Here is an 18,834-nt window from a genome sequence, read left to right as displayed (position 1 = left end):
TTACTCTAAACACGAGAAAACCAATCTAAGGCTCATAACTTCCTTAGATTGGTTTAATAAAAATAACCTATTTTCAAAGAGAGCTGTTGGTTACTTTTTCTCATCCAATAAAGTAACTAACATTTGCTCGATATTTTTTACACTGTAGGTCAATGAGCGAATCAGTTCGACTTGGCTTGGTGGCTCGTCTTGTTTTGCTTGAACGGGTTGTTCTGCAGTGAGGTTATCTTTTTGCGTTAAAATGGCTTCACGAAATTCACTGGCATCAACTACCCCAAGTAACGATACCAACGCACCATGTCCCGACTGTCCTGCTGTTTCAAAACTTAAACGGTATAAGCCAAACATGCGCATTAGCGGCCCCTGACTCAACCCGACATCAGTGATTTTTTCTAGTGGAATCGATTTTTCTTCTTTAAATAAAATACCGCGTTTAACCACTAGCTTGCGCTCTAGTAAATCGGCCGACATAGCGGCTAATACTCTACTTGCGACTAGCCACACTAAAAGTAATACAACGGGTAAAAGTATAATAGTTACAACTGGAAAAAGGCTAAATATTGCAGCTAAGCACATCCAGTACTGTTTTACCTTGTTATCAAAAGTGGCACTTTTTAAAGTTATATTAGACATAGTTTTATTACTTTTAAATTATAGTATTTTTAAGTTACATTAATTATAAGTTGTACACAATTCAACCACCTTGATAGTTACAATCCAATAACCACTTTAATTGCCAGCGCAATAAATACCGCACCTAACAGCCTATCTAACCATATATTTTGTTTAGTAAAACCAAAGCGCTTTTTAGACACCTCAGTGAGTAAGGCTACCAATAAATACCAGCCGGTATCTATCACGAAAACCGTTAAGCACATAACAACGCCAATACTTAGAGTAAGATTCTCTGGGTCAATAAATTGTGAAAATAATGCCAGAAAGAAAATTGCTAGCTTAGGGTTTAAAAATGCAATGGCAAAGCCATCTTGTAACGCCTTAGAACTGCTCACGTCGCTTTGCTGAATATGTAGCTCGCTGTCGCTGGGTTTTGAAAATAGTATTTTCAAACCTAAATACGCTAAATAGGCTGCCCCTAAATACACTAAAAATTGGTACACAGTAGGAAATTGCAACATCAATGCACCTAATCCCAACAGTGAAGCTGCGGCATATAAGCCCACTCCAAAACCATGGCTTAATGCTGCCAGCATGCCATTTTTCATGCCACCGCTTAAGCTATGTTTTAATACCACAGCTAAACTGGGCCCAGGCGACATTGCCCCCATCATGCACACCAGTGCTAAGCTCAACCATAATGATAACGCCATTAGTAACCCTTATATTTCTTCATTTTCAATAAGTAATGCATAACCATGCACCTGCCCATAAAAGCCTGTCAATGGCACTGCGTTTATTACTTTCCAACCGTCTTGGCTTAATTCCTGTATGCGATCATTTAGTGCGACTATATCTACCCCACCCAAAAAACGGGACTTTCTGAATTCAATTACTTTTTGCATTACAAATACCTGCTTTATAGGCTGTATTCAAAATCGTAATGATGAATCCCTTGCTCAATCCGTATTTTCATACTGCCAGTTAGTCCTGCTAGCTCATCAGTGCCTGAGTCGGGTACCACTTTTAAAATTAAGCTGTCTTGGCCTTTGTCCATCAGCCCAAAATGCTGCAGTACAAAACTGCCTTTCTTGCCCTCAAGCTCGCCTATCACTTGCTCTATTGCAACATAACCAGCGCTGCCTTGGGTGGGAGTCATGGCGCTAAGCATTTCGCCTTGGCTAGTTGCCGTTAAGCTACCAGTAAATTGTTTATCAATCGACATCCGACCTAAATTAACGCCTTGCTGCCCATGTGCATACCCTTCTATAGGCGCTAATGTAACGGTAAACTCGCCTGTTATCTGTTTAGTTGTCATAATTTTCCCTGTTGATGATTTTTAATACTATTGATTTTTAATCTATTGATGCCATATCTATACCTTAATCATCAATAAGAATCTACTATGCCTACAGACAAGCCTGCTTCAGATAAAGCCGCCTTTAGCGCTTTATTCCCTATATTCAATTTTATTAAGCCTTATAAATGGGTGGTTTTAGGGGCTCTAGTAGCATTACTTGCCACCGCAGGGGTTAATTTATCGCTAGGCCAAGGCGTTAAGTTTGTGATTGATCATGGCTTTATTGCCGGTTCTCAAGCGCAATTACAACAAGCTGTTTTGGTATTAATTGGCTTAATCAGTTTATTGGCGGTGGGTACATTCAGCCGATTTTATTTAATGTCTTGGATTGGCGAGCGAGTCAGTAATGACATTCGAAAAGCTGTATTCAATCGTATTGTTACTTTGCATCCGAGTTATTTTGAAGAAAACCGCAGTGGCGAGCTGATGTCGCGACTCACTACCGACACTACCTTATTACAATCTATTATCGGCTCATCATTTTCTATGGCGCTGCGAAGCGCGCTAATGTTAGTCGGTGGTTTAATTATGCTACTTGTTACTAATTTAAAGCTTACCTTAGTCGTCGTGGCCTGCGTCCCTTTAGTACTGGTGCCTATGTTAGTTTTTGGTAAAAAGGTACGCAAACTTGCAAGTTCTAGCCAAGATGCGATTGCAGATATCAGCACCTACGCGGGTGAGATCATTCAAAATATAAAAGTGGTACAGAGTTATAGCCATGAACAGCAAGAGCAATCTGCTTTTGCTAATGAAACTGAAAAGGCCTTTAACGTTGCCAAAAGCCGCATTAAACAACGTTCGTTTTTAATTGCAGCAGTTATTTTTCTTACCTTTAGCGCTATTAGTGCCATGCTCTGGGTAGGCGGTAGTGATGTGCTCGCAGGCACTATGACGGGCGGTGAACTTGGCGCGTTTGTATTTTATGCCATTATGGTGGCCATGTCGGTTGCCACCGTCGCAGAGGTTTACGGTGAATTACAACGCGCCGCAGGAGCAGCAGCAAGGTTAATCGAGCTACTTGCGGTTGAAAGTAAAATACAAAATCCCGAAATTCCACAAGATGATCAGTTGCATACAACTACCAGTAATAGTGCAATTTCACTTGAAGGTATTAGTTTTAATTACCCTTCTCGCCCAGATGTAAGCGCATTAAACAATATCAGCTTAAATATTGAAACAGGTAAAACCGTGGCTATTGTTGGCCCTTCAGGTGCCGGTAAAACCACCTTGTTTGAACTGTTACAGCGTTTTTATGACCCTGCTAGCGGAGCGATTAAGTTTCATAATATAAATATTAAACAGTTGTCGTTAAACACCTTACGCAACAAAATGGGGATGGTGGCACAAAACCCGATTTTATTTAGCTCTGATGTTATGCATAACATTCGCTATGGCAACCCAAGCGCCAGTGACGAGCAAGTTTATGCAGCCGCTAAACATGCCCATGCCGATGAATTTATAAAACAGTTACCACAAGGCTATAACAGCTTCTTAGGTGAGCAAGGTGTAAGGCTATCGGGTGGGCAAAAGCAACGTATTGTTCTTGCTCGCGCCATTTTAAAAGACCCTGAGATACTGCTACTTGATGAGGCTACCAGCGCGCTTGATGCGCAAAGCGAGCATGATGTTCAGGCTGCACTTGAGCACTTAATGCAAAATAGAACAACGCTGATTATTGCCCATAGACTGGCCACGGTAAAACATGCCGATATGATTGTAGTAATGGAAAATGGCGAAATAAAAGCCACAGGCACTCATCAGCAATTAATGGCAAATAACCCTTTGTATCAAAAACTATGTGAATTACAGTTTAATTTAGATTGATTGCATTTTAGTTGCTACTTCTTTTTAAGCCATTTATTCATTGCGGTATCGTAAGCCTCAGTTAGCTTAGTTTTATCGCACTTTACACCAGCTATGTAACTATCGGGCAAGTCATTTTTTGGCATAACCCCAGCACCAACGGATACTTTCCTAAAACAGCTATCACCTCGTTGATAAGTGGTAAATTGCATATTTTGCTGCTCTATTTTTAATAGTGGCTTTACCTTGCCTGGATGCTCTTTTGAAACTGTAATACGCTTTTTCTGAGGGTCACTCTTTGCAGTATCAGAATAGCCAGTTTGTTGCTGTAAAATACTGTTGAGTCCTTTGTTTAAATCGATCTTTTTATAAGGCTTTAAAATTACAGGCTGAGTATTTTTCGTGGTGGTATTTAGCGGCTTAGTCGTTTTCTCTGTTTTTTTATAATTAATATTTAGTGGTTTTGATTGGGTTGCATTAATAAGCTCAATAGATTTAATCTCTGTATTTTTATTTGTATGAGCGCGTTGTTGAGGGACTTGTTGTGTTGCTTTAATTTTAGCTGGCACACTTACCATATAAGCTTTAATTGGGGTTGATTGCGGTGGTTTTATGTCAGGTGCTTTTAATGTGGCAACAAAAAGCAAAACTAATCCGTGTAAACATATTGATAAAATAATTGCCGTGCGCCACGCTGCCATAAATATGTCCTTATCGAAGAACTATTTGTGACAGCTAACGCAGGCAAAAGTGCCATTAAAATATACAAAACCACGCATTTGCGCGGTTTTAGCTATTAACCTTGTGTATTAGGCACTATTTGAATTTCGACGCGGCGGTTTTGCGCGCGACCATTCGCGGTATCGTTAGTGGCAATTGGGCGTGATTCACCAAAGCCGCTCGTGCTTACTCGTGCAGCCATAATTTGTTGGTTTACCAAGTAATTTTTTACACTTTGTGCACGCTGCTCTGAAAGAGTCATATTGTAACTATCTTTGCCCGTGCTGTCGGTGTGACCTTCAACACTTAAGTAGGTTTTTTCGTATTTATTCATTACACTTGCTATCGCATTTAGAGTGTCATGAAAACCCGATGAAATATAAGATTGATCAGTCGCAAACGTAATATTAGATGGCATCACTAAGCGTAAGTTATCACCTTCACGTACCACTTCAACTCCCGAACCTGCTAGTTCGTCACGAAAAGCAGCCTCTTGTTTATCCATGTAATCACCTACAGCTGCACCCGCTAGCGCACCAATAGCTGCACCAATAAAAATACGTTTATCTTTGTGGTTACCTGTAGCTTTACCTAAAATTCCCCCTGCTGCAGCACCAATGGCGGCGCCTTTACCCGTGTTATTCATTTCACAGCCAGAAAGTAATACAGCAACGACAGTGACACTTAAAAGTGATTTAGTTAACATCATGGTAATTTCCTATTCATTTAGAGTTTATTATTGCGATTATGCAAACATTTGTATGAACCAAAAATGAAGAGTAACGTAAAACACGTATTATTACTTACCTCATACGGACTAATGATAGCGTTTCATAAAAATGTCATACTTATTTGTGACACTTTAATGATTTATCAAAAAGGCGATGGCCACTATGTTAATTGCGATTTTTAGGCAGTTTTTTTTGCTTGGCTGCATGAGTTTTGGCGGCCCTGCCGCCCATTTAGGTTACTTTAAACATCACTTTGTTGATTCGCTGCGCTGGTTAAGTATCAGTCGCTATTCACAGCTAATAAGCCTCAGCCAAGCTCTGCCTGGCCCTGGTTCTAGTCAGGTTAGCTTTGCAATTGGAGTAGAGCGTGCAGGTGTACTCGGTGGTATCACCGCATTTATTGGTTTTACCTTGCCTTCTTTTTTAATAATGACACTGCTTGCTATTAGTGCTCACCAATTTGACGCCGTTTATTTTGCTGTGATCACCGGATTGAAGCTATTTGCCGTAGTAATTGTTGCCGATGCGACCCTTAGTATGGCCAAAAGCTTTTGCAGCAATCTAATCCTTAAGCTAATTGCAGTTATAAGCACCCTAGCTCTTGTTCTACTGCCGATGTTAAGTACACAAATTATTATTTTACTGATTGCGGCCGCAGTCGGCGCTATCTGGCCACTCTTAAAATTAAGTGATTTATCACAGCAAACTAGCAGTGAACAGGGAAAAGTTAACTGGGTTGCACTTAGTTTATTTGCGCTACTGCTTGGAGTTAGCTTTATTCCAATAGGGCAAGAATTTGCGTTATTTGCGCCTTTTTACCAAGCTGGTGCTATGGTATTTGGTGGCGGGCATGTTGTATTGCCAGTACTTCAAGCGGGTGTGCCAACGTTAAGTGATGATCAATTTTTAACGGCTTACGCCAGTGCTCAGGCTATACCTGGGCCTATGTTTACAATAGCCACCTACTTAGGCGCGCAGCTAAATACCGAGCAGCCAATAATGGGCGCAATCATAGCTACATTATTGATATTTACCCCAGGGTTTTTACTGATGTTGGCATTTCAGAAAAGCTGGATTAATTTAGCCAGTAAGCCACGCTTTGCCAGCTCAATTGCCGCGCTTAATGCCGCTGTGGTTGGTTTTTTAGCTGCAGCATTGTATTCGCCCATTTGGACTTCAGCTATTAATAATGTGTGGCATATTGCATTAGTGATTGCTGCATTTGCGTGGCTACGTATGAAAAAGCCACCTATTTGGTGGCTATTATTGCTCTTTATTGGTGTTGGCCTTGGACAGCATTATTGGGCACTTTAATACTAGGTTTGCCCGCCATATTCACCCCGTCAGCTGGGCTTAACTGCCCACTGACACTTTGATAAGCACGCAGTCCAAACACCGGTAATACGGCCAGTAAATGGTCCATAATTTCAGCTTGTAAGTGCTCGTACGATATCCAACGTTTGTCTTCACTAAAGCAGTAAAACTCAATCGGTAGGCCATGGTTAAGCGGTTGTAGTTCACGCACCATAAGTGTGAGCGAGGTATTGATTTTACTGTGTTGCTTTAAGTAACCCTCTGCATAGCGACGAAATAACCCTAAGTTAGACACCGGATCGGGAAGTGTGCCTAGTCGAATATATTCTTGCAGTGGTATTGCCGCTTCTATTTGCGCTTTAAAGTCATCATCAACTAAAAAGATGCTGTTCATATCAATGTTTAAAGAACGTTTAATACGTCGCCCACCAGACTCCTGCATACCGCGCCAATTTTTAAATGAACCGGCCACCAGCATATAAGTGGGTATAGTCGTTATGGTGTTATCCCAGTTACGCACTTTTACAGTATTAAGTCCTAAATCAATTACTTCGCCATCGGCGCCGTAGTTATCTACTTGGATCCAGTCCCCATAGGTCACTAAACGATTAGCGGCAATTTGAATGCTGGCGACAAAACCTAATATGGTATCTTTAAATACTAATAAAGTAACAGCGGCGATCGCACCAAAACCCGATAAAATATAAGTCGGCGATTTTTCGAGCACAATACTAACAATTAATATTGAACACACAATAAAGGTGATCAGCTTCACTACTTGAATTAGCCCTTGAATAGGCACTTCGCGGGCAAAGTCTAGTTGGTTATAAATAGCGCCAGCAATGCTCACTATGCTGCTAATAATAAAACCTATATAAATAATTAATAATGCTTGGCCAATGGTTTTAAGGATCTCTTGGGCAATTTCATTAACGGGATAAACACTATCAAATGTGGCTAAAAAAAGTACACAACATAACAAACAGGCAATTCGTTTATTGAGCTTAGTTAACATAGGTGACAATGAACCAATACGCTCAGGCGAGAGTTTAGTCACCACCTTTTGAATACCCGGTAACATTAAGCGACGCGTAAATAAGTAAACAAATAATAAAGAAAGGATGCCAATCGATGAGGCAGTGATTGCACTGAGAAAAAAAGCATCGGGGACTTTTTCAAACCAAGGAGTAATTAGCTCCTGTAGGTGTGTTTTGGTCATGGTATTTCAATTTCCTTACTGGGAGTTAATTCAGTACTAGCTTGCTGAATATGAAGAGCGCTTAATTGCTTATCTTTTTTTATCCATAAATTATTTAAATATTGCTGAAACTCGGCTCTAAATGCGTGATCTGTTTGGTAACTGCCAATCATTTGTGTATTTATTGGCATCACCTCAATTGTAATGTTAATAGACTCTAGTTCGCCTTTTAAAATATTACGACACACATGATCTGACTTACCGCTATACACTAAACTAGTGTTAAGCATAGCGTCAAATTGCTCGTTTAAAACTTCTAAGGCAAAAGCAGTTCCACCAGCCTTAGGCTTTAATAAATGCTGAAAAGGACTTTGTTGATGCTTATGCTTTTGCGCTGTAAAACGCGTACCTTCTACAAAGTTCACTATGGTTGTAGGGTGATGACGAAAATTACGGCAACTACGCTTAGTACGCTCGACATCTAGGCCTTTTAAACTGGGATTTTTTGCCAATTGCGCTTTGCTCACCCGTTTCATAAAGGGCATACCCATTGCCCACGCACCAGTGCCTATAAATGGCACATACTTAAGCTCATCTTTTAAAAAAAACTTAGGAGCTGGCAATGCATCCAACGAGCTTAATACCGCAATATCAAGCCAGCTAATATGATTACTGATTAGCAAATACCAACTATTGGCATTCACCTCCCCACTAATATTAACTTTAATATCATTACAGCCTAGCCATAGCCCTAAGCGGTTACCTTTACACCACCCCTTGTACGCACCGTGTAATAATTTACTTACTACGGGTATGGGCAAAACCAATTTAACTAACCCTAGGATAAGTACTAATGCGCCAAATATTATTAAATTAGCGAATAAAACACAGCCAACAATTAAGCCATTTAACCAATTAGGTAACCATTTTTTTAGCATAACTGTTAGCTCATTTTTTATTTTTGTTTTAAATTAACGAGCGTCTGGTTCTTTTCTTCCCACACGCGATTTAATTCCGTTTGAAAACGTACTCTAAAGTCAGGATCATTAGTGTAATCACCAATTAAGTCGTCACTAACACCTTTTACTTCAACATGTACATCAATGTGTTTTACTTTACCGGCTGCAAAATCCATAAAGGTAGGAATGCCCTTAGGGTAATGAATAGTGACATTTACCACCTTAGAAATTTGCTCACCCATAGCTTGCATTACAAACGCCACACCACCCGCTTTTGGTTTAAGTAAGTAAGGAAACGGGCTATTTTGCCGCGCATGCTTTTGCGCTGTAAAACGCGTCCCTTCAACAAAGTTGACCACACTGACCGGCATTTCTTTAAATTTTTCACACGCTTTACGAGTCGTTTCTAAATCTTTACCACGCAATTTAGGATTCTTTTTTAATTGGCTTTTACTGGTGCGGGTCATAAAAGGAAAGTCGAGCGCCCACCAACATAAACCTAAAACAGGTACGTAAATAAGCTCTTTTTTCAAAAAGAAGTTTAAAAAAGGTATTTTGCGGTTAAACACTCGCTGTAATACTAAAATATCCACCCAGCTTTGGTGGTTCGCGATAACTAGGTACCAATCTTTCAATTTTAGCTCTTCTAGACCGGTTACATTTAGCTTTGTTGGCGTTAATAACGTTTGATTTAGCGTGTTAAACGTCACCCAAATAGAGGCACATTGCTTGGCCGTCCAGCTCATTAATTTTTGAAGTCCCTTAATTGGGATTAGCTTAACGATGCCACAAATAAAAATAGGTACAAACCAAAAAAGAGTGTTTATTGTGTAAAAGAAAATACTAAATACACTGCGAATAACTGACATTACTTCTATTCCTTTAAACATCGCGCAGCCACAAATGACCGCGCTTAACTATGCAACTAAATTAATCTTCAAAATAGGTGTAGCCTTCAAGCCCTGCATTAAGCTCGGCTAAGTAACCTTCTTTACAGTGCTCTGATACATCAAGTTTATTAATTTGAGTGGCAAAGTTATCAGCTAATAACTCGCTATCATAATCAACAAATTTTAATACATCCTTAACGCTGTCACCTTTAATGGCATTGGTTAATACATATCCTTGCTCATTAAGCTCAACATGAACTGAATCGGTATCACCAAATAGGTTATGTAAGTCACCTAAAATCTCTTGGTATGCCCCTACCATAAACATCGCAATATGATACTGCTGACCTTGTGTATATTCAGGAATAGGTAAACTGGTTTCAATTCCTGCACCTTCAACGTACTCACGTATTTGCCCGTCAGAATCACAAGTAATGTCTTGGATAATAGCGCGCTGAGTAAGCGGCTGCGTTAGGTTTTCGATGGGCATAACCGGAAATAACTGCTGAATGCCCCACACATCGGGTAACGACTGAAATAATGAAAAATTCACAAACAGTTTATCGGCTAGTTTTTCGTTTAAATCATCCAGCACTTCGCGGTGAGCTCGTGCATTAGAGCTTAATGAAGCACGAACGCGATGTAAAATAGTAAAGTAAAGCTGCTCTATTTTCGCCCACTCTAGCATGCTTACTAAACCATGTACGTATTGATCGTGTGCTTCACTAAATAAGTGCATTGCATCATGATAAATCTCTAATGCCATACGCGGGTTCAAACGTTGTAAACACTGCCACATTTCATCCAATACTAAGGCACTGTTTTTAACAGGTGGTTCTGGGTTTAAATGATTTGGTGCTTTTTCAACATCAATCACATCGGTAATAAGCACCGCATGATGTGCAGTAAGAGCACGGCCAGATTCGGTAATAATTGCAGGGTGAGCTAAGTTATGTTGGTCGCACACCTCGGCAAATGCATTTACTACATTACGCGCATATTCTTCAACTGTGTAATTCATTGAGCAAGCACTACGTGAGCCTGAACCTTCGTAGTCAACGCCAAGCCCGCCACCCACATCAACAGTATTGAGCGGTACACCGTATTGAGTTAATTCAGCAAAATGGCGAGCACATTCGCGCAAAGCACGATGAATATCGCGAATATTGGCAATTTGAGAACCAATATGAAAATGTACCATTTGCATTAAATGCAACTTGTTATGTTGCTTGAGCACTTCCACTGCACTGAGTACTTGTCCTGCAGTTAAGCCAAACTTACCTTTTTCACCACCGGTATTTTGCCATTTACCTTTACCAACCGAATTTAGGCGAATGCGAATACCAATAGCAGGCTCAATACCTAAATTATCAATTTCTTCCAGCAGTGTGGTTAGCTCAGAGAGTTTTTCAACCACAATTTTAACGCTGTGCCCCATTGCTTGACCAATACAGGCTAAACGTAAAAACTCACTGTCTTTGTAGCCGTTACATACAATAGTAATAGGCTCTTTTGCCACACCTAAAATTGCCATTAGTTCAGGTTTAGAACCGGCTTCAAGCCCCACTAAACCACTTGGGTGTGCCAATAGTTTACTGACTACAGAGCGCTGTTGATTTACTTTTATAGGGTAAACACAGGTGTATTTACCATTATATGCACGGTTGCTACGCGCTTGAGTAAACGCATTGGTGAGCGTATCTACACGGTTTTTTAAAATATCGGTAAAGCGCACCAATACAGGTAAGGTTAATCCTTGCTGTTTAAATTGCTCAGTAAGCTGGCTTAAAGAAATGGCAGGTTTTGTTTGGTCGCCATCCGGATAGGCTATCAATTCACCTTGTGCGTTAATATCAAAATAACCATCGCTCCAATGAGCAACATTGTATGTAGCACGTGCTGTTTCTAAACCCCAAGTCATGGCAACTCTTCTTTATTAAATTAGGTGTAAAGGGGCATTTTAATACGTCACTATCTGCTAAGCTAACAAAAATTGAACTTTCCCCTCTTTATAGCTAACTTTATTCGCTAAAGAGCGTAAAATTTGATTGAGCAATAGCGCAAGCACTGGCAGAATTGCCTCCTTTTTTCATACTCAACCAAAAGTGTAACAACAACTATGGCAAATTTAGATCAAAGTAAGTGGTTTACTGAAATTAGCGACCGCGATGGCAGCGCATTTTCATTACGTATTAACAAAAAGTTAGATGAAAAACAGTCTCCTTTTCAAAAAGTAGAAATGTTTGAAACCACAGACTTTGGTAATTTAATGATCATTGATGGTTGCACTATGGTGAGTAGCCGTGAAAACTTTTTTTATCATGAAATGATCAGCCACCCAGCATTACTAGCACACCCAAACCCTAAAAATGTGGTTATTATTGGCGGCGGCGATTGCGGTACATTACGTGAAGTGCTTAAGCACCCAAGTGTAGAAACTGTGACACAAATCGATATTGACGAAGTAGTTACCCAAATGTCGTTAAAGTACTTCCCAGAGTTATGTGAATCAAATAACGATCCACGTGCCACTGTGATGTTTGACGATGGCATTAAATATATGCGTGAAGCAGCTGGTGAGTCTATTGATGTAGTGATTGTTGATGGAACTGATCCGGTAGGCCCTGGTGAGGGTTTATTTAACCATGCGTTTTATACTAGCTGTTTAAACGCACTTCGCCCTGGTGGAATACTCGTACAACAAAGTGAATCGCCACTTATGCATATGCCACTACTGGTTGAAATGCGCGAAGCTATGCTAAGTGTTGGTTTTAACGACTTGCAAACCCTGCCATTCCCACAACCTATTTATCCAAGTGGGTTGTGGTCGGTGACGCTAGCTCGCAAATCTGAAGCATTTAACGGTTTTAGAGAAGACGGCGCAGCCATAATTGCTGAGCATAGTGAATACTACAATGGCGGTATTCATCACGGTGCACTCGCAACACCTAATTACATGAAACGCGCTTTTAACAAAAAATAAAAAGCCATTAATACAAAGTAGGGCTCGCAAGAGCCCTTATATGTTTCTCTTTTTTCTACTAACTAAAACCGAAACTGAGCATTTAATGCTATTTGCTGCTGCGATATCCTCGATTCTTTATTCATAGCTACTCGGTTATCTGCTTGGCTATGAAGCGCTGACCCCTCAACACCTATTTGCCATTGTGGTGTAAGCTGATAACGCCAAGTTGCTGTTAGTCCCTCGCCATAACTTGCATTAGGGTCAAACATCCAATCGTCTTTGTCTGTCACCTCAAAATAATCGTAACGTACTGAGAAACGGTGGCGTTTTATTTTATGACTCAATAATGCAAAATGACTGTAAAATCGAGTATCAACACCGCGTTTTTGACCCATAGCCGTACCACCCGACATTATTTGGATAATTAATCGTGTTTTCGGTGTAAATTTATTTAGCCATGCGACACTTAAAAATCGAGTATCCCAGGCATATTGACCCGTATTATAATTAAGAGCGCCAGGGTCACCATTGTTATCATAGTAGTACACTCGCAACTGAGACTTTTTTAAATAATCCCAATGTCCACCAACGTAATAACCAAATCGCCCATCGACCTCTTCAAACGGTAAAACTTGGTTTGCTTGAAATTGTAACTGTGGAGTATTTAAAGACGCTACAGGCGCAAAAGCGAGAGTCTCATTAAGTGTTGTTTGGCGATCATGCAAAGCAAAGCCTCGCCAAGCGAGTAATGTCCCCGCAGGATCGTTACCTTTAAATGTCGCACCAACCAAACTAAAACTATGGGCACTATTAAAATTACGGGCTGGGCGTTTAATTGTTGCTTCAACACCTAGCGTTCGCAGCTCTTCACCTACCCAAGAGTTAATTGCCGAATTGGTATAGTTATATGCAGATAACCAACCCATATCAGGATTTTCTAATGACAATTGTGGATAAAAGCCACCCACTTTAATATGCCATTTATAATCACTGCGAACTAAAGGTTTATATTGCAGATAAGCCTGACTAACCCCCAAGGTACTTTTTGGATCTTGATATAAATTAACTACAGCATGGGCAGACCAGCTGGAACTTATATCTGCAATTAAATTAATAATTCCCTGAGATAAAACCACACCTTGATTAGCCGCATCATGGCGATATAAACCAATTCCACCCTCTTGCCAGCTTAGTTGTGAATCAGCTTGCACTGCCCTTACTTGCAGCAAACCTTTAACTTGTGCGTTGGCTGAAAAAACACTCAACAAGCAAATAACAACGGCTAAGCGCAATAGACTATTCATAATCGTCAAACTCATCAACTTCAACCCTAATAGGCAAAGTTAGTTTTTGTTTTAACTGATAACTTAATTTATTGTTAGTTATAACAACTTTTTGCGACTCTATGTTGCTAATATCTCTAAAGCCTTCATGCCAAACATTTAGTTTATAGGCTCCATTTGGGATATCGAACGATGCTACTCCTTGCTCATTGGTGATTGCATAATATGGGCTATCCACAACAACAATGTAACCCAACATCCAATCATGAATATTACAACCAAGCTCCACAACTCCTGTTTGTTCAAATGTAATTGGATCTTGTGGTTGTTCTCGATAAAGCTTTAATTCAAATGTTTTGCTTTTAGAAAATGAATACACGTGATGCATTATCGAGTCAGCGTTAGGAAATTCAACTTGGCTGTTTTTTTCAACGACTAAGATATGTGGCGTAAATTGGCGATTCTTTTGTGTCATAGTGAAAAGTGATTTATTTATATTCACGCCAGAGGCTTGCTCTGGAGCTAGCCAAACAACAACATTTTCTTGAACTTTTTGGTTGTTATTATAAACAGTAACCGTTGCTGCACTGCTCTTAAAAACAATGATACAACCTAAAATAGCGAGTAAAATTTTCAGCATATTTTCTTCTTGTTAAATTCTTTTTATTTATTATAGAACTAAATTACATAAAGTTTTGCAGATTAATTAACACACTCTTTTTTAGCTAATTAATTGAATACGTATGCAGCTATCTCGTAATAGTGTGTTCATCACTTTATGCTCATAACCTACGGTTTGACATCAAGGACACACAATGAGATTACCTTTACTACTAGTTGCTTTACTTGCAAGCAGTGCTTTTGCAAAAGAGGCCACGCTGAAATCACCTGATCAAAAAATTAAAATTACCATTTCTGATCAATCACCATCCCCTCATTACTCTATTAGCTTTAATGGTAAGCCTGTTATCGAGCAGTCACGCTTAGGTTTTAGATTTAAAAGCCAAGCACCATTTGATGACGGCTTTGTTATTAGTGAAGTAACCCGCTCACAAACCGATAGCCAATGGCAGCAGCCTTGGGGAGAGCGTCAAACCGTTGTTGATAAGCACAATGAAATTGCCGTTACCTTTAATAAACCTGCTCCCCACGCTGGCACATACACTGTGCGATTTAAAGCTTTTGATAGCGGTGTAGGGTTTCGCTATGAAGTCCCTAAGCAAGCCGATTTTGAAAAAACTGAAATTACTAAAGAACTGACCGAATTTGCTATTGCCGCAAAAGATAAAACCACCGCATGGTGGATACCTGCTCGCGGTTGGAACCGTTATGAATATGTCTATAACACCACAAACTTGCAAGATGCTGCACTTGTTCATACCCCTTTTACCTTTAAAAATGGTAACGGTGTACATGTCAGCATTCATGAAGCAGCTCTGGTAGATTATGCAGGGATGGTGCTTAACCAGCGTCGCCCAGGTACGTTTAGTGCCGATTTAACACCGTGGTCTGATGGCATTGCGGTTAAGAAGCGCGGCGCATTCAATACTCCTTGGCGCACCATTCAAATAGGTGAGCGAGCGATAGACTTAGTTAATTCAGATATTATTTTAAACCTGAATGAGCCAAATAAACTCGGTGATGTGTCGTGGGTTAAACCAGGTAAATATGTAGGTATTTGGTGGGGAATGCACATCAATGAAACAACTTGGGGCAGTGGAGAAAAACACGGTGCCACCACAAAAAATACTAAATACTATATGGACTTTGCCGCTGAGTATGACTTTGACGGCGTATTAGTTGAAGGTTGGAACACAGGTTGGGATGGCGACTGGTTTTATAATGGTGATGTATTTAGCTTTACTCAGCCTTATGACGATTTCGATATTGCAGCGCTTACACAGTACGGTAAAGAAAAAGGGGTGCAGTTAATTGGTCATCATGAAACCTCTGGCAATGTTAGTAATTATCGCGACCAAATGGAAGATGCTTTTGCGCTTTACGAAAAATCAAATGTAAGCCAAATAAAAACTGGTTATGTGGCCGATGGTGGCAATATAAAACGCATAGATGAAAACGGCATTGCCCGCTTTGAATGGCATGACGGCCAATTTATGGTAAATGAATACTTACATAACATTAAACTTGCCGCTAAATACAAGCTAAGCATCAACACACATGAACCAATAAAAGACACGGGTCTGCGCCGCACTTACCCTAACTGGATTGCCCGTGAAGGTGCGCGTGGTCAAGAGTTTAACGCATGGGGCACACCACCCAATCCACCAGAACACATTCCCATGCTTGCCTTTACGCGTATGCTGGCAGGACCAATGGACTTTACCCCTGGTATTTTTGATATGAGCTTTAATGGCTTAGGGGGCGATACAAATCGCCCACAAACAACACTAGCAAAGCAATTAGCATTGTATGTAGTAATGTACAGCCCAATTCAAATGGCGGCCGATTTACCACGGAATTATTTAGCTAAACCCGATGCTTTTCAGTTCATTCAAGACGTACCGACCGATTGGCAGCAAAGTATTGCGCTTGATGGCGAAGTAGGCGATTTTATTGTATTTGCACGCAAAGAGCGCAAGCGCGATAACTATTCAGGGAACGATTGGTACTTAGGTGCAGTTACCGACGAAAATGCCCGCACCATTGAGATTAAACTCGACTTTTTAGATAAAGATAAACAGTTTGAAGCGCAAATCTACCAAGACGGTAAAAACGCTGAATGGAAGAACAATCCTTATGATTTAAGCATTGAAAAACGCACTGTTACCGCAAGCGATAAGCTAACATTAAAATTGGCCACCAGTGGCGGTACAGCCATTCGTTTTAAAGCCCTCTAGTAGTTAATCTGAACTCTAGATAATAAATTAACGCTATCTGCAACCATGCAGATAGCGTTATTAGCTTGGATTAGTAACCTTTATCGGTAGGTATATTTGCGCACTCAAACCACCTTCAGGGCGATTAGAGAGCACCACCTTGCCGCCATGCATATCGATAATACGCTTAATAATTGCAAGGCCTAGGCCGCTACCTTCACTACCGCGAGCTGCATCACCTTGTTTAAACGGTTCAAATACTGACTCCAACTCGCTTTCAGGAATACCCGGACCACTATCGTTGACCGCAATAACCACATATTTTTTATTGGAATTAAAATAACTGAGTACTTCAATATCACCCTCTGAGTAGCGTAGTGCATTTTCTATCATATTGGTCACTACTCGCTTAATCGCGACACTACTTATGGGAATTTTTCCAATATTAGGATTCGGTTTAAACGTGATCACCCGTTGATGCTTAAGCTCACTTTGTACGACTTCACCAAGGAGCGCATTAATATCTTCGCAGGTTTGTTCTTCACGTTTATGATGGCGTAAATATTCGATAAATTGATCGATAATGCCATTCATATCTTCAATATCGTAAATAATGCCTTCACGTAAATAATCATCTTCATCAACCATCATTTCTGTGGCTAAACGAATACGCGTAAGCGGTGTGCGTAAATCATGAGAAACACCGGCCATAAGTAATCGACGGTCGTTTTCAAGGGCAGCAATACCTCGCGACATTTGATTAAAGGCGCGCGTTACCTCAATAACCTCGCTCGACCCTTGCTCTTGTAACTTGGTACTAAAGTCGCCTACCCCTACTTTTATCGCAGCTTGTTGTAATGCTTTTAGTGGTCGGTTCAAATGCCTAGCAAATAACCAACCTCCTAGTACACTTAAAAAGCCGATACTAGAAAGATAAAAGGTTAAAAACTCAAGGTTACTTTCTTTAAATCCGGTGAGCGGCACTTTGACCCAATAACCCGGCGCCTGCGGGGCTTCTACCCAATAAATAAGCGGATCAGTTTGACTAATGCGCACCCGAGAAAAGCCATTTAATTGCTCAGACATACTACGCGATAGCCCAGAATACTCACGACTTTGGCCTAAACCATGACGCATAGCTTCACGCTGAGTCATTACTTCAATGCCGGTTATTTCAAAAAACTTCTCAGAGACTTCATCGGTGACTTCAACGCCATCTTCCCAATCAATAAACACGGTTTTAATTTGCTTAGCCAGCATTAAATTAACTTGTTCAATGGTGGGTTTAACCACATATAAACTTACCGTGACGTAGGAGACTATTTGGTTAATAAGCAACAAAGCGGCAACCAAAAATACGGTTTGTCCAAACGCACTACGCGGAAACATTCCCATAATGATTACTTTTCACCGTCAGGAACAAATACATAACCTAAACCCCATACCGTTTGAATATAGCGTGGGTTAGCGGCATCGACTTCGATCATCCTACGAAGACGTGATACTTGAACATCAATACTGCGCTCAAGCGCACTGTAGTCTCGCCCTCTAGCTAAGTTCATTAATTTATCACGACTTAATGGCTCACGCGGATGAGACACTAACGCTTTTAGCACCGCAAATTCACCACTAGTGAGTGACACCGTGTTATCGCCTTCACTCATTTCGCGGGTGGCTAAATTTAGGGTAAATTTACCAAACGCAATTAAGTTCTCCTGCGCTGAAGGCGCCCCTGGTACTTCTTTTGATTGGCGACGTAAAATAGCTTTTATACGTGCTAATAGCTCGCGAGGGTTAAATGGTTTCGGAATATAATCGTCAGCGCCGAGTTCTAGGCCAATAATGCGGTCTACTTCATCACCTTTGGCGGTAAGCATAACAATAGGGATTTGGTTTTCTTTTTGGCGTAAACGTCTACAAATAGAAAGCCCATCTTCGCCGGGCAGCATTAAATCAAGTACCATTAGATGAAAGTTTTCACGCTCAATTAGTCTATCCATTTGCTCTGAATCCGCAGCTGTTCTGACAATAAACCCTTGCTCTACCAAGTAGCGTTCCAGCAAACTACGCAAACGTTTATCGTCATCAACCACCAATACTTTTACTGTCTCTTGTCCCATAATTTGTTGCTTATTTTTATAATTTATTAATCGTTAATA

The 18,834-nt window shown here is 40.5% G+C and carries 18 protein-coding genes; 4 read left to right on the top strand and 14 right to left on the bottom strand.

Annotated features, from left to right (window positions below; all coding sequences use genetic code 11):
- Positions 1-90 precede the first annotated feature (90 nt).
- From ACZ5WS_RS04525 to ACZ5WS_RS04510, 4 genes are all read right to left on the bottom strand, one after another.
- Positions 91-633, bottom strand: coding sequence for a PH domain-containing protein (locus tag ACZ5WS_RS04525; protein ID WP_178956719.1), 543 nt, complete (start codon positions 631-633; stop codon positions 91-93).
- A 77-nt stretch (positions 634-710) separates the two neighbouring features.
- Complete coding sequence (locus ACZ5WS_RS04520; RefSeq protein ID WP_178956720.1) at positions 711-1,328, bottom strand: LysE family translocator; 618 nt, start codon at positions 1,326-1,328, stop codon at positions 711-713.
- A gap of 9 nt (positions 1,329-1,337) precedes the next feature.
- A complete protein-coding gene (locus ACZ5WS_RS04515) occupies positions 1,338-1,520 on the bottom strand; it encodes a hypothetical protein (RefSeq protein ID WP_178956721.1) in 183 nt (60 codons plus the stop codon).
- Positions 1,521-1,534: 14 nt separating this feature from the next.
- Entirely contained in the window at positions 1,535-1,933 is a 399-nt protein-coding gene (locus ACZ5WS_RS04510; protein ID WP_198522212.1) for a DUF3224 domain-containing protein, read from the bottom strand.
- 87 nt (positions 1,934-2,020) lie between these two features.
- Between ACZ5WS_RS04510 and ACZ5WS_RS04505 the strand changes: the two genes are divergently transcribed.
- Positions 2,021-3,799 carry an ABC transporter transmembrane domain-containing protein gene (locus ACZ5WS_RS04505; protein ID WP_464710885.1) on the top strand — a complete coding sequence of 593 codons (1,779 nt, stop codon included), beginning with the start codon at positions 2,021-2,023 and terminating at the stop codon, positions 3,797-3,799.
- A 14-nt stretch (positions 3,800-3,813) separates the two neighbouring features.
- On the opposite strand, the gene ACZ5WS_RS04500 is transcribed toward ACZ5WS_RS04505, so the two are convergent.
- Positions 3,814-4,479 (bottom strand): hypothetical protein, encoded by a 666-nt coding sequence (locus tag ACZ5WS_RS04500; protein ID WP_464710883.1) that lies wholly within the window; start codon positions 4,477-4,479, stop codon positions 3,814-3,816.
- Positions 4,480-4,574: 95 nt separating this feature from the next.
- A complete protein-coding gene (locus ACZ5WS_RS04495) occupies positions 4,575-5,207 on the bottom strand; it encodes a YiaD family glycine zipper/OmpA-like lipoprotein (RefSeq protein ID WP_010392457.1) in 633 nt (210 codons plus the stop codon).
- Between the two features lie 184 nt (positions 5,208-5,391).
- Between ACZ5WS_RS04495 and chrA the strand changes: the two genes are divergently transcribed.
- The gene (gene chrA, locus ACZ5WS_RS04490; protein WP_055012720.1) at positions 5,392-6,543 is read left to right on the top strand and encodes a chromate efflux transporter; all 1,152 of its coding nucleotides are present in this window, start codon (positions 5,392-5,394) and stop codon (positions 6,541-6,543) included.
- Here the strand turns inward: chrA and ACZ5WS_RS04485 are convergent.
- The 4 genes from ACZ5WS_RS04485 to speA form a co-directional block, all read right to left on the bottom strand.
- Positions 6,503-7,762, bottom strand: coding sequence for a mechanosensitive ion channel family protein (locus ACZ5WS_RS04485; RefSeq protein WP_055012721.1), 1,260 nt, complete (start codon positions 7,760-7,762; stop codon positions 6,503-6,505). The two genes, chrA and ACZ5WS_RS04485, sit on opposite strands and share 41 nt — an antisense overlap.
- On the bottom strand, positions 7,759-8,679 hold the full coding sequence (locus ACZ5WS_RS04480) for an acetyltransferase (RefSeq protein ID WP_464710879.1): 921 nt from the start codon (positions 8,677-8,679) through the stop codon (positions 7,759-7,761). The genes ACZ5WS_RS04485 and ACZ5WS_RS04480 overlap by 4 nt, the downstream gene beginning before the upstream one ends.
- Positions 8,680-8,696: 17 nt before the next feature.
- The gene (locus ACZ5WS_RS04475) at positions 8,697-9,569 is read right to left on the bottom strand and encodes an acyltransferase (RefSeq protein WP_464710877.1); all 873 of its coding nucleotides are present in this window, start codon (positions 9,567-9,569) and stop codon (positions 8,697-8,699) included.
- Between the two features lie 61 nt (positions 9,570-9,630).
- Positions 9,631-11,511 (bottom strand): biosynthetic arginine decarboxylase, encoded by a 1,881-nt coding sequence (gene speA, locus ACZ5WS_RS04470; protein WP_178956728.1) that lies wholly within the window; start codon positions 11,509-11,511, stop codon positions 9,631-9,633.
- Between the two features lie 198 nt (positions 11,512-11,709).
- Here speA and speE point away from each other — a divergent pair, with 198 nt between their 5' ends.
- The gene (gene speE, locus ACZ5WS_RS04465; protein ID WP_138608318.1) at positions 11,710-12,573 is read left to right on the top strand and encodes a polyamine aminopropyltransferase; all 864 of its coding nucleotides are present in this window, start codon (positions 11,710-11,712) and stop codon (positions 12,571-12,573) included.
- Between the two features lie 62 nt (positions 12,574-12,635).
- Here speE and ACZ5WS_RS04460 read toward each other — a convergent pair whose 3' ends face one another.
- Together ACZ5WS_RS04460 and ACZ5WS_RS04455 are read right to left on the bottom strand one after the other, a co-directional pair.
- Positions 12,636-13,874 (bottom strand): hypothetical protein, encoded by a 1,239-nt coding sequence (locus ACZ5WS_RS04460; RefSeq protein ID WP_198522205.1) that lies wholly within the window; start codon positions 13,872-13,874, stop codon positions 12,636-12,638.
- Positions 13,852-14,478 carry a methylamine utilization protein gene (locus ACZ5WS_RS04455; RefSeq protein ID WP_198522204.1) on the bottom strand — a complete coding sequence of 209 codons (627 nt, stop codon included), beginning with the start codon at positions 14,476-14,478 and terminating at the stop codon, positions 13,852-13,854. Before ACZ5WS_RS04455 ends, ACZ5WS_RS04460 begins: the two co-directional genes overlap by 23 nt.
- Positions 14,479-14,653: 175 nt before the next feature.
- On the opposite strand from ACZ5WS_RS04455, the gene ACZ5WS_RS04450 reads away from it, so the two are divergent.
- Entirely contained in the window at positions 14,654-16,696 is a 2,043-nt protein-coding gene (locus ACZ5WS_RS04450) for a glycoside hydrolase family 97 protein (RefSeq protein WP_464710871.1), read from the top strand.
- A 60-nt stretch (positions 16,697-16,756) separates the two neighbouring features.
- Here ACZ5WS_RS04450 and envZ read toward each other — a convergent pair whose 3' ends face one another.
- Both envZ and ompR read right to left on the bottom strand, forming a co-directional pair.
- Entirely contained in the window at positions 16,757-18,070 is a 1,314-nt protein-coding gene (gene envZ, locus ACZ5WS_RS04445) for a two-component system sensor histidine kinase EnvZ (RefSeq protein ID WP_010392436.1), read from the bottom strand.
- 5 nt (positions 18,071-18,075) lie between these two features.
- Positions 18,076-18,795 carry an osmolarity response regulator transcription factor OmpR gene (gene ompR, locus ACZ5WS_RS04440; RefSeq protein WP_008109519.1) on the bottom strand — a complete coding sequence of 240 codons (720 nt, stop codon included), beginning with the start codon at positions 18,793-18,795 and terminating at the stop codon, positions 18,076-18,078.
- Positions 18,796-18,834: the final 39 nt, after the last annotated feature.

The organism is Pseudoalteromonas sp. 11L1 (assembly GCF_055397545.1).
The sequence above is the reverse complement of the archived record's forward strand: the minus strand, read 5'-3'. Positions and strand labels throughout refer to the sequence as shown.

Bases quoted from the DNA above. Each gene is read 5' to 3' on its own strand.
- ACZ5WS_RS04525 (WP_178956719.1), bottom strand. From the start codon at position 633: ATGTCTAATATAACTTTAAAAAGTGCCACTTTTGATAACAAGGTAAAA.
- ACZ5WS_RS04520 (WP_178956720.1), bottom strand. From the start codon at position 1,328: ATGGCGTTATCATTATGGTTGAGCTTAGCACTGGTGTGCATGATGGGG.
- ACZ5WS_RS04515 (WP_178956721.1), bottom strand. From the start codon at position 1,520: ATGCAAAAAGTAATTGAATTCAGAAAGTCCCGTTTTTTGGGTGGGGTA.
- ACZ5WS_RS04510 (WP_198522212.1), bottom strand. From the start codon at position 1,933: ATGACAACTAAACAGATAACAGGCGAGTTTACCGTTACATTAGCGCCT.
- ACZ5WS_RS04505 (WP_464710885.1), top strand. From the start codon at position 2,021: ATGCCTACAGACAAGCCTGCTTCAGATAAAGCCGCCTTTAGCGCTTTA.
- ACZ5WS_RS04500 (WP_464710883.1), bottom strand. From the start codon at position 4,479: ATGGCAGCGTGGCGCACGGCAATTATTTTATCAATATGTTTACACGGA.
- ACZ5WS_RS04495 (WP_010392457.1), bottom strand. From the start codon at position 5,207: ATGATGTTAACTAAATCACTTTTAAGTGTCACTGTCGTTGCTGTATTA.
- chrA (WP_055012720.1), top strand. From the start codon at position 5,392: ATGTTAATTGCGATTTTTAGGCAGTTTTTTTTGCTTGGCTGCATGAGT.
- ACZ5WS_RS04485 (WP_055012721.1), bottom strand. From the start codon at position 7,762: ATGACCAAAACACACCTACAGGAGCTAATTACTCCTTGGTTTGAAAAA.
- ACZ5WS_RS04480 (WP_464710879.1), bottom strand. From the start codon at position 8,679: ATGCTAAAAAAATGGTTACCTAATTGGTTAAATGGCTTAATTGTTGGC.
- ACZ5WS_RS04475 (WP_464710877.1), bottom strand. From the start codon at position 9,569: ATGTCAGTTATTCGCAGTGTATTTAGTATTTTCTTTTACACAATAAAC.
- speA (WP_178956728.1), bottom strand. From the start codon at position 11,511: ATGACTTGGGGTTTAGAAACAGCACGTGCTACATACAATGTTGCTCAT.
- speE (WP_138608318.1), top strand. From the start codon at position 11,710: ATGGCAAATTTAGATCAAAGTAAGTGGTTTACTGAAATTAGCGACCGC.
- ACZ5WS_RS04460 (WP_198522205.1), bottom strand. From the start codon at position 13,874: ATGAGTTTGACGATTATGAATAGTCTATTGCGCTTAGCCGTTGTTATT.
- ACZ5WS_RS04455 (WP_198522204.1), bottom strand. From the start codon at position 14,478: ATGCTGAAAATTTTACTCGCTATTTTAGGTTGTATCATTGTTTTTAAG.
- ACZ5WS_RS04450 (WP_464710871.1), top strand. From the start codon at position 14,654: ATGAGATTACCTTTACTACTAGTTGCTTTACTTGCAAGCAGTGCTTTT.
- envZ (WP_010392436.1), bottom strand. From the start codon at position 18,070: ATGGGAATGTTTCCGCGTAGTGCGTTTGGACAAACCGTATTTTTGGTT.
- ompR (WP_008109519.1), bottom strand. From the start codon at position 18,795: ATGGGACAAGAGACAGTAAAAGTATTGGTGGTTGATGACGATAAACGT.